Source organism: Bradyrhizobium liaoningense (genome assembly GCF_018130825.1).
In the GTDB taxonomy this organism is placed as follows: Bacteria; Pseudomonadota; Alphaproteobacteria; order Rhizobiales; family Xanthobacteraceae; genus Bradyrhizobium; species Bradyrhizobium liaoningense_B.
This window is the reverse complement of record NZ_JAFCJS010000007.1, coordinates 290,712-304,758: the sequence shown is the minus strand read 5'-3', so window position 1 is coordinate 304,758 and position 14,047 is coordinate 290,712. Positions and strand designations below refer to the sequence as shown.

14 protein-coding genes are annotated in these 14,047 nt (G+C 65.8%); 6 read left to right on the top strand and 8 right to left on the bottom strand.

The features are described from left to right. Positions 1-324: 324 nt before the first annotated feature. The 7 genes from JQ603_RS28945 to JQ603_RS28915 all read right to left on the bottom strand — a co-directional run bounded on the left by JQ603_RS28945 (position 325) and on the right by JQ603_RS28915 (position 7,253). Entirely contained in the window at positions 325-1,869 is a 1,545-nt protein-coding gene (locus JQ603_RS28945) for a PLP-dependent aminotransferase family protein (RefSeq protein ID WP_212344441.1), read from the bottom strand. A 49-nt stretch (positions 1,870-1,918) separates the two neighbouring features. Continuing rightward, complete coding sequence (locus JQ603_RS28940; RefSeq protein ID WP_212344438.1) at positions 1,919-2,449, bottom strand: flavin reductase; 531 nt, start codon at positions 2,447-2,449, stop codon at positions 1,919-1,921. An 8-nt stretch (positions 2,450-2,457) separates the two neighbouring features. After that, the gene (locus JQ603_RS28935; protein WP_212344435.1) at positions 2,458-3,711 is read right to left on the bottom strand and encodes a Zn-dependent hydrolase; all 1,254 of its coding nucleotides are present in this window, start codon (positions 3,709-3,711) and stop codon (positions 2,458-2,460) included. 3 nt (positions 3,712-3,714) lie between these two features. Beyond that, positions 3,715-4,596 carry an alpha/beta fold hydrolase gene (locus JQ603_RS28930; protein WP_212344424.1) on the bottom strand — a complete coding sequence of 294 codons (882 nt, stop codon included), beginning with the start codon at positions 4,594-4,596 and terminating at the stop codon, positions 3,715-3,717. Positions 4,597-4,613: 17 nt separating this feature from the next. Then, positions 4,614-5,759 (bottom strand): pyridoxal phosphate-dependent aminotransferase, encoded by a 1,146-nt coding sequence (locus JQ603_RS28925; RefSeq protein ID WP_212344420.1) that lies wholly within the window; start codon positions 5,757-5,759, stop codon positions 4,614-4,616. 7 nt (positions 5,760-5,766) lie between these two features. Continuing rightward, on the bottom strand, positions 5,767-6,546 hold the full coding sequence (locus JQ603_RS28920) for an SDR family oxidoreductase (RefSeq protein ID WP_183241431.1): 780 nt from the start codon (positions 6,544-6,546) through the stop codon (positions 5,767-5,769). A 68-nt stretch (positions 6,547-6,614) separates the two neighbouring features. After that, the gene (locus JQ603_RS28915; protein WP_212344418.1) at positions 6,615-7,253 is read right to left on the bottom strand and encodes a GntR family transcriptional regulator; all 639 of its coding nucleotides are present in this window, start codon (positions 7,251-7,253) and stop codon (positions 6,615-6,617) included. A gap of 303 nt (positions 7,254-7,556) precedes the next feature. Here JQ603_RS28915 and JQ603_RS28910 point away from each other — a divergent pair, with 303 nt between their 5' ends. Genes JQ603_RS28910 through JQ603_RS28885 form a run of 6 tightly spaced genes read left to right on the top strand, consistent with a single transcriptional unit; the run spans position 7,557 to position 13,112 of the window. Continuing rightward, complete coding sequence (locus JQ603_RS28910) at positions 7,557-8,420, top strand: ABC transporter ATP-binding protein (protein WP_212344416.1); 864 nt, start codon at positions 7,557-7,559, stop codon at positions 8,418-8,420. Then, positions 8,417-9,196, top strand: coding sequence for a class II aldolase/adducin family protein (locus tag JQ603_RS28905; RefSeq protein ID WP_212344414.1), 780 nt, complete (start codon positions 8,417-8,419; stop codon positions 9,194-9,196). The genes JQ603_RS28910 and JQ603_RS28905 overlap by 4 nt, the downstream gene beginning before the upstream one ends. A gap of 23 nt (positions 9,197-9,219) precedes the next feature. Then, a complete protein-coding gene (locus tag JQ603_RS28900) occupies positions 9,220-10,236 on the top strand; it encodes an ABC transporter substrate-binding protein (RefSeq protein ID WP_212344411.1) in 1,017 nt (338 codons plus the stop codon). After that, positions 10,233-11,048 (top strand): ABC transporter permease, encoded by an 816-nt coding sequence (locus JQ603_RS28895; RefSeq protein WP_212344408.1) that lies wholly within the window; start codon positions 10,233-10,235, stop codon positions 11,046-11,048. The genes JQ603_RS28900 and JQ603_RS28895 overlap by 4 nt, the downstream gene beginning before the upstream one ends. Beyond that, positions 11,045-11,803 (top strand): ABC transporter permease, encoded by a 759-nt coding sequence (locus JQ603_RS28890; RefSeq protein WP_212344405.1) that lies wholly within the window; start codon positions 11,045-11,047, stop codon positions 11,801-11,803. The genes JQ603_RS28895 and JQ603_RS28890 overlap by 4 nt, the downstream gene beginning before the upstream one ends. Positions 11,804-11,807: 4 nt before the next feature. Next, positions 11,808-13,112, top strand: coding sequence for an LLM class flavin-dependent oxidoreductase (locus tag JQ603_RS28885; protein WP_212344402.1), 1,305 nt, complete (start codon positions 11,808-11,810; stop codon positions 13,110-13,112). On the opposite strand, the gene JQ603_RS28880 is transcribed toward JQ603_RS28885, so the two are convergent. After that, the gene (locus tag JQ603_RS28880; protein WP_245003914.1) at positions 13,109-14,038 is read right to left on the bottom strand and encodes a dihydrodipicolinate synthase family protein; all 930 of its coding nucleotides are present in this window, start codon (positions 14,036-14,038) and stop codon (positions 13,109-13,111) included. The two genes, JQ603_RS28885 and JQ603_RS28880, sit on opposite strands and share 4 nt — an antisense overlap. Positions 14,039-14,047 lie beyond the last annotated feature (9 nt).

The window sequence follows — 14,047 nt, the reverse complement described above, 5'->3', positions numbered from 1 at the left end:
TCATGCCACCATGAACGAGCGTGCGACAGAGCGATGGGCGCAGGATAGGGCCAGAGTTGTCGCAAACCGCTAGACCAGCGCGCGACCTTGGCCGCGCGCCGCGCCACAAGCTGCACGTTTTGGTGCAGCGCTGCCCGCGCTGACGGCACGCGAGCGTGGATCGTTCCACGCGGCAAAAGTGCAGTGCACCACGGATTTCTCCGCGCAAATCGCGATATCCGCTGCACTGCAATCCGAACACTTCAAATCGTCTGTCTAATTTGCAGGCGACCGATCGACCCCGCGGGATATTCGCCTGCCTATGAGCTATGCACGGCGGTCGCCTCAGCCTCTCTTTATTGTACGAACAGTACGAGAGGAGATTGCCGCCTCGGATGGTGCGTTGCGGGAGCCACTTCCGATGCAAGCCGCGATTCTCGCAAGCAGCGACGAGGCATCCTCGACGCGCAGCCGCCCATAGCCGAACACCAGGCCCTGTCGTGTCGGCTGCGCCAGAAAGTTCTGCGACAGCGGCTGGACGTGGATGCCGGCCTGCTTCAGGCTTGCAGCCGCCTCGCGGTCGCTCATCCGCGCCCGCATCGCCTCGGTGAACTCCGCCACCAGATGCAATCCCGTGACCGCCGCGGAGACGACCAGGTCATCCGGCATCAGCGCTGCGATCGCATCGATCAGCGCCTTTCGCCTGCTCGCATAGACCCGGCGCATCGCACGCAGATGCCGTAGCAAATGCCCCTCCCGCATGAACTCGGCCAGAGCGAGCTGTCCGATGCCGGAGGTGTGCACGTCGATCCGCGCGCGGCCCTTCGAGAACCCCTCGATGAATTGCCTGTTCGCGACGATGTAGCCGAGCCGCAGGTTCGGCATCATGATCTTGGAGAAGGTGCCGAAATAGATCACCCGCCCCTCGCGGTCGAGCGAGCGCAGGGAGGCGATCATGCTGTCCTGGTGCCTGAACTCCGAATTGTAATCGTCCTCGATCACCCAGACGTCGTTCCTGTTGGCCCAGTCGAGCAGCTCGAGGCGCCGCTCCAGGCCCATGCTGACGCCGAGCGGATATTGATGCGAGGGCGTGACCACGATCAGCCGCGCAGCCGGCGCGCGCCTGATACCTTCGGAGACGACGAGGCCCTTGTCGTCGACGGGAATGGGAACGAGCTTCGCGCCCGCAGCCGTCAATGCCCAGCGCGCCTCAATGAAGCCGGGCTCCTCGACCCAGACCTCGTCGCCGGGATCGAGGATCATCCGGCTGCAAAAATCCAGCGCGCCCGATGTGCCCGATGTGACGACGACCTCGTCCGGCGAACAGACGAGCCCGCGCACAGAGCCGAGGAAGTTCGCGATCTCGCTGCGCAAGCGCGGATGACCTTCGGACGGAAGATCGAGGCACTCCTGCTCCCGCGGATTCTGCCAGGTCTGGCGCAACAGGCGCGACCATTCCTTGAAGGGAAAGGTCGAGATGTCGGGCGCGCCGGGTGCGAACACGGACGGCCAATTGGTCTCGTAATCCAGGCCAAGCAGTGATTGCCAACGCTTCGACATGTGGGCGGGCGCGGCGGGCGGCGCAATCGACGGCGGCTCCGCATGCGGGGTCGCGACGGACGCCACCATCACGCTGCCGCGCGGCGTCGATGCCAGATAGCCCTCGGCGTAGAGCAGATCCCACGCGGTCAGCACCACCGTGCGCGAGCAGCCCAATTCCCGCGCGATCTCGCGCGAGCCCAGGAACTGCGTTCCGGGCGGAAAGACGCCGCGCAGAATGCAATCCCGGATGTGGGCCGCGATCTGCAAATGCAGCGGCACGGCCGACGTCCGGTCGATATGCATTCCCGCAAGGGAGACGCGCTTGCTCGGGTGACGATCTCTGTCCATCGCGCAGAGGTGGCTGTTGGAACGGCCGGCGATGGCCGCCAGCGTTCCCTCAGGATGGGCCAGAAGCGGATTCGGGTCCAGCCTCGGCGGGATCGGTCATCCCGACCGTGTGATAGGCGCGGCCCAAATAGATCAGATTGTCGGTGCAGCCGGATCTTTGCAGCGCGACGACCCGGCAGAACAGCACATCATGGGTGCCGACATTGACGACATCGGCAATCCGGCAGTCGAACGCGGCGGCACAGTCGACCAGCACCGGCGCGCCCGTCGCAAGCGTCGACCAATCCGCGGCGGCGAACCGCTCTTCGGCAGGCACCTTGCCGCCGAACAGGCGGGAGAGCTGCTCGTGCCGCGCCGAGAGCACATTGACGCACACCACCTTGTTGCGCGTCACGCTGGCATAGGCGGAGGAGCCGCGGTTGATGCAGACCAGAAGCGTCGGCGGATCGTCGGTGACGCTGCAGATCGCGGATGCGGTGAATCCGGCGCGGCCCGCGGCACCGTCGGTCGTGACGATGTTGACGGCCGCGCCGAGACAGGCCATCGCATCACGGTAGTCCCGAGGGGCCACATCCTGCATCGATGTCCTCACCCCTCGATGTCAGGCGCGAAGGCGAGTTCGCGCAGCACCTGGGCCAGCACGAACGCTCCCGCGGCGACATGATCGGGCTCGGCCCATTCGTGCTCGACATGGCTCGCCCCGTCGCGGCACGGGATGAAGATCATCGCGGCCGGACAGACTTTTGCGAGATGACGAGCGTCATGACCGGCCGCGGAGAGGATGGCCATGGCCGAATGCCCCTGCTCACGCGCGGCCTGCGCGATACTCGCGCGCAGACGCGCATCGAAGGCATTCGACGGCGCATCGACCAGCGGCGTCACCGTAACCGAGCACGGCGGGGCCTTCTCCTGGCAAAGAGTTGTGATACGCACACCGGCCGCGTCGAGCACCGCGTTATCGGGGTGGCGCAGATCGATGCTGAAGCTGACGCGCGACGGCACCACCGACGGCGCGTTCGGCACGACCGCAACCCGGCCGATGGTGAACTTGATGTCGGCATCGATGGCGCCGATCTCGGTATGGAGCGCACTCGCGACCTGCGCAAAAGCCGCGAGCGCATCGCGCCGCTCCCGCTGCGCCAGCGTGCCGGCATGCCCCTCGGCGCCCTCGACGACGACCTGAAAGGTCTTCTTGCCCTGGATGCCGGTGACGACACCGATCGTGCAGCCGGCCGCCTCCAGCAGCGGTCCCTGCTCGATGTGCAGTTCGAGATAGGCCCCGGCGGCAAAGCCGAGCGGCCTGTGCGGCATATCGGGGAAAGCCTGGTGGAGGCGGTCGAGCGCCTTGCCGACACTGATGCCGTCTGCATCGCGCGCGGCGCGGATCGCGTCCATGCCGCGTTCCCCGGTGAAGGCCTCCGAGCCCATCATGCCCGGGGCGAAGCGCGAGCCTTCCTCGTTCATCCAGGCGACGACGATGAGGTCGCGCGCGGGCTTGTCGCCTTGCTCGGCGAGCGAGACGGCCGCTTCGAGTGCGGCCATCACGCCGGCCGCACCGTCGAACTTCCCGCCGGTCGGCTGGCTGTCGAGATGACTGCCGAGCAGCAGCGGCGGCGCGGCGCGATCACGGCCCGCCAGCGCCAGGAACAGGTTTCCCGCAGCGTCCGTCGACGGCGTCAATCCCGCTTCGCGCGCCCAGCCGATGACACGGTGCCAGGCGGCGATCTCGCCGTCGCTCAGCGCCTGGCGGTCGACACCGCCGGCCGGCGTCGCGCCGATCTCGGCAAGCGCCATCAAACGGGTCCAGAGCCGGTCGGCGTTGATCAGGGGCTTACTCGTCATCGACTACTTCGTGCGCATGATCTGGCCCGGCAGCGCGCGCGGATCGCGCGGCAGCCAGCGCCCGGCCTCGACCTGGGCGATGAATTCGGCGAGCAGCGCGTTGAATGCCGCCGGCTCTTCGAGATTGAGCGTGTGGCCGGTCTTGGGGAAGACCGAGAGGCCGCAGGCGGGAATGGTCTTCTTCAGGAAGATGCCGGGCTGCAGGCAGTGATCATCCTCGTCGCCGACGACGACCAGCGTCGGCACCATCATCTTTTTCAAACCGTCTTCGAGATCATAGAATGATGGCCGCCGCGCCTGGACGCCGCGCATGGTGTTGGCGGCGCCGCGATCGGAATGGGTGGCGAGGCGATCGGCGAATTCCTGCCAGCCGCGCGGATCCTTGTTCTGGAACTGCACCCGGCTCGCGCCGAGCGCGTAGATCTTGGAAAACTCTTTCGCGCCCTGCTTCTCGAAATTATCGGCAACCTCTAGCGAGACGCCGCGAAAATACTCCTCGAACTCCTTCTCGCAGCCATAACCGGCGCCGGCCACCGTCAGCGACAGCGCCCGCTCCGGCGTGCGCAGGCCGAAATGCACCGTGCAGAAGCCGCCCATGGAAAGGCCGACGATATGCGCCTTATCGATTCCGAGCGCGTCGAGCACGGCGACCGCATCATCAGCGGCGATCGCCTGCGAATAAGCCTCCACGCTCTCAGGCACGTCCGACGGCGGATAGCCGCGCGCAGCATAGGTAATGCAGCGATGGCGCCGGCTGAAATAGCGCAGCTGCGGCTCCCAGCTGTCGTGATTGCCGCCGAATTCATGGATGAAGAGGATCGGCGTGCCCTCGCCGGCCTCTTCCACGTGGAGCTTCACGCCATCCTTCGCTGTGATCATCGTCATCGGCATCGGCATCGTCCCTAGAATTGCGGCGGCAGGTCGTTGAGCGTGCGCGCCTGCGCAACCATCTCCGGCAACAGCGTGCAGAGTTTTTCGACCCACGCCTGCGGCACGGAGGTGCTGATCTTCACAAAACGGTCGCCGAAGCGCTGGGTGTGATAGGTGCCCTGCCGGATCATGATGCCCTGCCGCCGATAGCACTCGACTAGCGCCTCGGGACGGATGCCCGCCGCGATTGTTTCCAGCACCAGGAAGTTGCCATGCGAGGGCATGATCGGCAGCGCCAGGCCCTCGATCGCGGCCGCCGCCTCCTGGATCAGCGCCTTGTTGGCGCGGTCGGTGCTGCGGACCTTCTTCATCCATTCGGCCTTGACCGATAGCCCCGCCTGCGCCGCGCGCTGCGCGATGACGCTGGCACCGAGCACGCTGGTGGAGGTCTGCGCCAGTTCCTCGAACAAATCGGGAGCCGCAACCAGCGCGCCGATGCGCAGGCCGGCAAGCCCGAGCCATTTCGAAAAGCTGGTCGAGACCACCGAGCCCTTCGGGGCGACATCAAGCGCCGGCGTGTGGCCGTCGGCGAAATCGCGATAGGTGCAGTCGTGCACCAGCAGCGCGCCGCAATCGCGCGCGATCGCGGCAAAGCTCTCGATCTCCTCGCGCGTGTAGCGGATGCCGAGCGGATTGTTGGGATCGACGAGATAGATGATCGCCGTGCGCTCATCGACATTCGCCTTCAACGCCTCGGGCGTCAGGCGATAGTTGCAGGCGGGATCGTAGATCGGGATCTCGATCACCTCGGCGCCCTGCTGGCGCGCGAACAGGCACGGCCATTTCCAGGTCGGATCGGTCGTGACCAGCGTGGTCCCCGGCTTGCAACGCGCGCGGCAAATCATTGCCAGCGCGTTGACGCCGCCCTCGGTCACCAGCGCCTCGGCACCCGGCGTGCCGAGATCGGCGACGATCGCAGCACGCAGCGCCTCGAAGCCGAGCGGCGGGGCATAGGCGTTGAACTCGCCAGCCTCGATCGAGCGCAGCATGGCCTCGCGCACGGCGGGATGGCTCTCGATATGGTTGGTGTTCTGGCCGAGCCAGTAGAGTCCCGGCGTCGCCGAGAGCTCATCGAAATAGCGGTTGCGGACCAGCGCCGCGGATTGAGGCTTCGACATCGGCGCCTCAGATCACCGAGCCGCGCGCGGCAATGCCACCGTCGATCGTCACCACCGTGCCGGTGATGTAGCCGGACCGCGGCGAGGACAGGAAGGCGACGAGATCGGCGACCTCCTCCGACGTCGCCGGGCGCTTGCCCGGATATTTGTCGAAAAGCTCCTCCCAGCGGCTTTCGTCGCCGAGCATGTCGATCGCCTTGCGCTTCATGATCTTGAGCATGCGATCGGTGGCGACCGGCCCCGGATTGACGGCGACGACGCGCACGCCGTGATCGAGGCTGCGGCCGCCGAGCGCCTTGGTGAAGGACATCAGCGCCGCATTGCCGGTCGAGCCCGCGATGTAGCTCGCGTCCCAGTTCTCACCGGAATTGCCGATGATGTTGATGATGACGCCGTCCTTGCCCTTCATGCGCGGATAATAGAGGCGCGACAGCGTGATGTAGCCGAACACCTTGAGATCGAAGCCGCGCCGCCAGGCGGCGTCGTCGAGAATTTCCAGCGAGCCGGCGGGGATGTCGCCGGCATTGTTGATGAGGATGTCGATGTCGCCGACCTCGGCCGCGAGCTTCTCCATTGCGGACGTGCTCGACAGGTCGAGCGCATGGATCGTGATCTTCACGCCATGGCGGGCTTCGAGCTGCTTCTTGGCCTCCAGCATCGCCTCGCCGTTGCGGGCGGCGAGATGCAGGTGACACCCTTCCGCGGCGAAGAGCTCGGCCACCGCTAGTCCAATTCCTTTCGACGCGCCGGTAATGAGCGCGGTCTTGTTCGTCAGCTTCAGGTCCACTCCGGGTCTCCAGGATGCAAGCTAGATATACAAGGTCTAGCAATTTGCATACCAAGAGGCCGGAGGGGTCATTCGAAGGCGGCGAGGAAGTCCAGCAGGTTGTCGCCGAGCAGGTTGACGTGGTCGCGCATGGCGCTGTGCGCCCGCTCGGGATCATGAGCCAGGATCGCCTGCATGATCGCCTCGTGCTCACGGACGGTATCGGCGATCCGGTTCGGCATCCGCGTCACCCGGCGGCGATAGGCCGCCACCTGATTGCGCAGCCTGCGGGTCTGATCGGCGAGGAAGCTGTTGCGCGAAGCTTCATAGATCGCTTCGTGGAATTCCTGGTTGATGTCGTAGAAGACGTCGATGTCGCCGGTTTCGCCTGCCGCAACAAGCCTCTGGTGAATCTCGCCAATTTCCGCACCCCAGGCCTGGGACACGCGCCTTGCGGCAAGCCGGGCGCAGAGCCCTTCGAGCTCCGCCATGACCTGGAACATCTCGATCAGCGCCTGCGCCTTGATGCTGCGGACCGTCGCCCCCTGCCGCCCGCGCAACTCGACGAGATTGTTGGCGGCCATCAGGCGGAACGCCTCCCGCACCGGCGTGCGCGAGACGCCGAAACGCTGGGCGATCTCCTGCTCGTCGAGCCGGCTGCCCGGCTCCAGATGGCCGGCCGCGATCGCCCCCTCGAGCCTCTGGCGCAGGCTTTCGGCGAGCGTCATGCCGGGGCTCGCGGTGAGGGTTTCGTGCCCATTTTTAACGCGCTTGCCTCTGGTATGTGCACCAATATCCGCCATCATGTTTCTCCGACACCAATATAAGTATACATACTGGCACTCATATCTCAGCGAAACGACCTGTTCTCTCTCGGGGATGCGCGTCTCTCCGACCTTTTCGCCGTCGATCTCGCAAGTCTTATGCCTGATTTGCAGGAAAATCGCACTGGCACACGAGTTGCTAAGAGATTTCAACGCGGCCCCGCTTCCGTATGCGAATGACCGCCGCCATTATACAAGGACATCCCGGTGCAGGCTGCCCGCCTCCCCCATCCCGGTCCGGCCACCGAAGCCCTGCAGGCTCAGCCCACCCCTGAGCCGCTGCTCGAACTTCGCGCGATCAACAAGACATTCGGTGCTGTCGCGGCGCTATCGGAACTCCAGGCCAGCATCGCCCCCGGCGAGTTCGTCACGGTCGTCGGCCCCAGCGGCTGCGGCAAGAGCACCCTCTTCAACATCGTCGCAGGCCTCGAAGAGCCCGATGCCGGCGGCATCCTGCGCTTCGAGGGCAAGAGCTGCCATTCCGCCGACCTGCTCGGCCGCGTCTCCTTCATGCCGCAGCGCGATTTGCTGTTTCCCTGGCGCAACGTGGTCGACAACGCCATCCTCGCGCTCGAGGTCGAGGGCATGAAGCGCGAGCAGGCCCGTGCCAAGGCGCTGAAGATGCTGCCCGAGTTCGGCCTCGCCGGCTTCGAGAAGCAATATCCCAATCAATTGTCCGGCGGCATGCGCCAGCGCGTCGCCCTGATGCGCACCTTCCTGTTCGAGCGCGACCTGATGCTGCTGGACGAGCCGTTCGGCGCGCTCGATGCGCTGACGCGTGCCATGATGCAGCGCTGGCTGCTCGACGTCTGGCAGAAATACCGCCGCACCATCCTCTTCATCACCCACGACGTCGACGAGGCGATCTTCCTCGGCGACCGCGTGCTGGTGATGACCGCCCGTCCCGGCTCGGTGAAGCTGGAACAGGTCGTCGACCTGCCGCGCCCGCGTAAGCCCGAGATCGTCACCTCCCCCGAATTCGTGCGCCTCAAGCGCACGCTGCTCGATGCGATCGAGGAGGAAAGCATGAAATCGTTCCAGTCCTCCATCGCGCAGGAGAAGCCGCAGTGAACGCGATGTCAGTGAGAGAAGCGCACGGGATCGATCCGGCCGAGTGGGACGCCCGCGTCAAGCTCGCGGCCTGCTATCGCATGGTCGCCAAGCTCGGCATGGACGATTTGATCTACAATCACATCTCCATGCGCGTTCCCGGCCACGACGATCAGTTCCTGATCAATCCCTATGGCCTGCTGTTCGACGAGATCACGGCGTCGAGCCTCGTCAAGATCGACACCGGGGGTAACAAGCTCGACGACACGCCGCAGGCCGTCAACGTCGCCGCTTTCGTGATCCACGCCGCGATCCACACCTCGAACCATGACGCGGCCTGCGTGCTGCACACCCATTCCGACGCGAGCGTCGCGGTGTCCGCGCAGGAGAAGGGCCTGCTGCCGCTCAGCCAGTTCGCGATGCGCTTCTACGACCGGCAGGCCTTCCACGATTACGAAGGCGTCGCCATCGACCTCGACGAGCAGGTTCGCCTGGTTCGCGATCTCGGCCCGCACAAGGTGATGCTGATGCGCAATCACGGCATCCTCACTGTCGGCCGCACGCCGGGCGAAGCCTTCATGCTGCTCTATTATTTCGAGCGCGCCGCGCGGATCCAGCTCCAGATGCAGGCGGCCGCCGCAGCCGGCGCCACGCTGGTGATGCCGCCGCACGAGGTCTGCGAGAAGGCCGCCCGCCAGTTCTGGGAATTGCAGGGCGACATCCTCGTGCCCGGCGAGCGCGAATGGCCGGCCTTGATGCGCCAGCTCGACCGCACCGATCCGTCTTACCGCAATTGATTTTCACCGCCTGGAGTATGACCATGTTGAGCCGACGCCACGCCTTCTCCGTCCTCTCCGCCATCGCACTGGCGACCGGCTCGCTCGTCACGGCCGCGCCTGCCGCCGAGCCGCAGAAGGCGAGCCTGCGCCTGAAATGGCTGCCGCAGGCGCAGTTCGCAGGTTTCTACGTCGCAGCCGCCAAGGGCTATTACAAGGCCGAAGGCATCGATCTCACCATCAATCCGGGCGGGCCCAATCTGCTCACCGAGAACATGGTCGCGACCGGCGCCGACACGTTCGGCCTCTCCGGCGGCACAGACAGCGTGTTCGCCGCCCGCGACAAGGGCCTGCCGATCGTCTGCATCGGCGTCTCGCACCAGATCACGCCCTTCATCTTCGTCACCCGCAAGGACGGGCCGGTGAAGACGATCCAGGACTTCAAGGGCAAGACCGTCACCACCTGGTTCACCGGCGCCAACCATGTGCTGAACGGCATGCTCGCCAAGGAAGGCATCAAGCCGGATGAACTGAAGATCCAGCCGCAGCAGGTGTCCGTGACGCCGTTCGTCGACGGCAGCGTCGATGTCATCACCGCGACCTATTACAACGAGTTCTACACCATCCAGTCGCGCATGCCGAAGGACAACCTGAAGACCTTCGTCGCCGAAGACTACGGCATCACCTTCCCGCGCGACACGCTGATCGTGGCGGAAGCCACCGCCAAGGAGAAGCCGGAGCTCGTCAAGGCATTCCTGCGCGCCTCACTGAAGGGCTGGAAGGACGCCTTCTCCGATCCCAAGAGTGCCGTCGATACCGTGATGGCCGCAGCCCCGACACTCGACCGCGCACAGCAGGAGTTCATGCTGACCGAGGTGAAGCGCCTGATGACCGCGGGCGCCGCGGCGAAGAACGGCATGTTCTGGATCGATGCCGATGCAGTGAAAACCGCCCACGACTTCTTCCTGAAATACGGCGTGATCTCCAAGCCGCTGGATCTTGCCGCCGCCTATGACGCAAGCTTCATCCAGAGCGTCCCCGTGGCGGACCGGCTGCCGTGAGCAGCCCTGCCGCGACATCGCTTGGTGAAGGCCGCGCGGCTGCGCGGTCGATCACGATGCCGGATTCGCTGCGCAAGCTGATCCGGCTCCTGCTCGGCCTCGCGATTGCGGCGGTGATCTGGGAAGGCGCGGTGCTGCTGTTCGGCATCCGTCCCTACTATCTGCCGCGCCTCAGTACGATCCTGATGGCGATGGCGGCCACGCCTCGCGCCTATGTCGACGGCTTCCTGCGCACGCTCGCCGAGACGCTGATCGGCTTTGCGTCCGGCGGCGCGTTCGGCGTGTTGATGGGCATCCTGTTCTTTCGCGTCCGCGCGCTGCGCGAGATGATCTTCCCGATCTTCGTGGTGTCGCAGACCATTCCGGTCATCGCCTTCGGCGCGCTGGTGGTGCTGTGGTTCGGCAACACCCTGCTCGCCAAGGCGATCATCGCGTTTTACCTGACCTTCTTTCCGGTGACGGTGAACACGCTGCTGGGACTCGAGACCGTCGATCCCAAGCAGGTCGCGCTGATGCGCAGTTTCGGCGCTTCCAACCGCCAGCTCCTGCTGCGCCTCCAGCTGCCGACCGCACTGCCGCAGATCTTCGTCGCGCTGCGGCTTGCGGCGTCGCTGAGCCTCGTCGGCGCCATCGTCGGCGAATGGTTCGGCGACACCACCGGGCTCGGCGTGCTGCTGCTCCAGGCCATGTTCACCGAGAACGTCGTCGCGATCTGGGGCGCCCTGCTCGCCGCGGCCCTGCTCGGCACCGGCTTCTATGCGGTGGTCGCCGCGGTCGAGCGGCGGCTGGTGTTCTGGAGCGCCGAACAATGAGTCGGGCGCTCGCCTCTCCTTCGCTCGCCGTCCAGCGCGGCGTTCTCGGCGCCGTCCTCCTGATCGCATGCTGGGAGGGCGTGGCGCGCGGACTGCATCTGCCGGCCTACGTTCTCCCGGCCGTCAGCGACATCCTCCTCGGCCTCTGGTCCAAGCGCGCAATCCTCATCGACGCCGCCGGCTACACGCTGCTCGAAGCCCTGGTCGGCTACGGGCTCGGCTGCCTGATCGGCATTGGCCTTGCCGTCGCCATCGCATTGGTGCCGGCGCTTCGCAGCGCGATCCTGCCGCTTGCAACCGCGATCAATTCGGTGCCCGTGGTCGGCTATTCGCCGCTGATCCTGCTCTGGTTCGGCATCGGCGTCAGCTCGAAGATCGTGATGGTGGCGATGGCGGTGAGCTTCACCATCCTGCTGTCGATGCTGGCCGGGCTCGACCGGGTCGATCGCCGCGCCGTCGATCTCATGAAGAGTTTCGGTGCGAGCCGCTTTGGCGTGCTGTGGCGATTGCGGCTGCCGACCGCGCTGCCGCTGCTGCTCGCCGGGATGCGCGTGTCCACCGTGCGCAGCGTGATCGTGGCGATCGTCACCGAGATGTTAGGGGCCCATGGCGGGCTCGGCTGGGTGATCTACCAGGCCGTGCTCCAGATCGATTTCGTCCAGGTCTGGTCGGCGATCTTCGTGGCCTCCGCCGCGAGCCTCGCTTTCTTCGGCCTGGTCGGCCTCCTCGAGCGAAAGATCCTGTTCTGGAGATGACGCCATGAAACGACAGATGCATCTCGGATTGTTCATCCTCGGCACCGGCAGTCATGTCGCGGGGTGGCGCTATCCCGGCGCGGTCGACAGCTTTCAGGACTTTGCGGCGATCCAGGAGATCGGCCGCACCGCCGAGCGCGGCAAGTTCGACCTGATCTTCATGGGCGACAATCTCTATGCCGACGCTGCGGCTCATCCCTCCTACACGCTGCGGCTCGAGCCGCTGACCATGCTGGCGGCGCTTTCGACCTCGACCAGCCATATCGGACTCGGGGCCACCGTCTCCACCACCTACAGCGATCCGTTCTCGGTCGCGCGCGTGTTCGCTTCGCTCGATCACATCTCGAAAGGACGCGCCGCGTGGAACGCGGTGACGACGGCCAATCCGGCGACGGCGGCGAATTTCGGCACGACGCACCCCGACCACGCCCGCCGCTACGAGATGGCCGGCGAGTTCCTCGACGTGGTCAAGGGCCTGTGGGACGGCTGGTCTGATGATGCCATCGTCGCCGACCGCGGCAGCGGCCTCTACATCGATCCGGCCAGGCTGCGCCCGATCGACCATGACGGCGCCTTCTTCAAGGTGAAGGGCCCGCTCAACATCGGCCGCAGCCCGCAAGGTCAGCCTGTCGTGTTGCAGGCCGGCGGCTCCGAGGCCGGCCAAGCGCTTGCCGCGCGCACTGCCGACATCGTGTTCTCAGTGGTGCAGGACATCGAGGAAGCCAAGGCCGGTTACGCCTCATTGAAGAGGCGGCTGCCGGCATTCGGACGCAGGGCCGAGGACGTCACGGTGCTGCCGGGCGTGATGCCCGTGGTCGGCCGCACCGACAAGGAGGCGTTCGAGAAGCTCAACGTGCTGCAGAGCTTCGTCAGCGGCAGCAACGCCCTCGCCATCCTGTCCGACCGCTTCGGGCGCGACATGTCGGCCTACGATCTCGACGGGCCGATCCCCGACATCGCACCATCAGACAGCTATCACAGCTTCGCCAGCGTGATGCTTGCAAAGGGCCGCCGCGAAAACATGACGCTGCGTGATCTCTACAACCTCACCGCCGCCGCCCGCGGCCATTGGGTGCTGTGCGGCTCGGCCGAACGCATCGCCGACACGCTCCAGCTCTGGTTCGAGCAGCATGCCGCCGACGGCTTCAACGTCATGCCGCCCTACTTCCACGAAGGGTTCGAGGACTTCGTCCAGCTCGTCGTGCCTATCCTGCAGGAGCGCGGGCTGTTCCGCGCGGATTACGAGGGTACGACATTGCGCGATCATCTCGGCCTCGCGCGGCCGGCCAATCCGTTCTTCTCAGCTTAGAGCGCGCCGGCGACGCGCAGCGCCTGCTCGAGCGCCTGCAACTCGCCGCGTGTCGCCGCCGGCTGCGGCGGCCGCGCCGCGTCGCAGGACAGGCGTCCGAGCAGTTTCAGGCAGGCCTTGAGCCGCACGGTCGCGCGTCCTCCGGGCGGGTCGCGATAGATCGCGACCGCGAGCGGATACAGTTTCTCGTGCGCGGCGCGCGCCCGCTCCCAATCGCCGGCGTCCGCGGCATTCCAAAGGCTCACCACGAGCTCCGGCACGACGCACGCAAGGCTCACCTGGCTACCGGCCGAGCCCACGAGATAGCTCGTCAACAGATGCTCGTCGCCCGAGCCGAGCACGACGAAGTCCGGTCGCAGTTTCCGGATCAGCCGCAGATTCTGTTCGTACGTCGCGACCTCCCAGCTGCCCTCCTTGATCGCGACGAAGCGGGGATCGGCGATGAGCCGTTCCAGCAGCGGCGGTGCATAGGCCATCGCGCCCGCACCGACGGGCGCGGCGTAGAGCATCAAGGGCGCCGTCGTAGCATTGCGAATATGGCGGTGATGCTCGATCACACAATCATCGGCATGGCCGAGCGCCCAGCTGTTGGGCGGAAACACCAGCAGCCCGTCCGCACCGGCCTGCTGCAACGCAGCCGCCTCGCGCGCGGCCTCCAGGCTCGATTCATGATTGACCCCGGAGACGATCAGGCAGTCCCTTGGCGCGTGCTGGCGCGCCAGCTCCACCACGCGCCGCTTCTCGGCCAGCGACAGCACGAAGTTTTCGCCGGCATGGCCGTTAACGAGAAGACCATTGATGCCGGGCGTGGATGCGACCGAGGTGAGATGGGACGAGAGCTTCGCTTCGTCGACCTCGAAACCGGCCGTCATCGGCACGATCGTGGCGGCGTGGATGCCACGCAGGCGGTCGCTGAATGTCCGCATCTCCGCCGA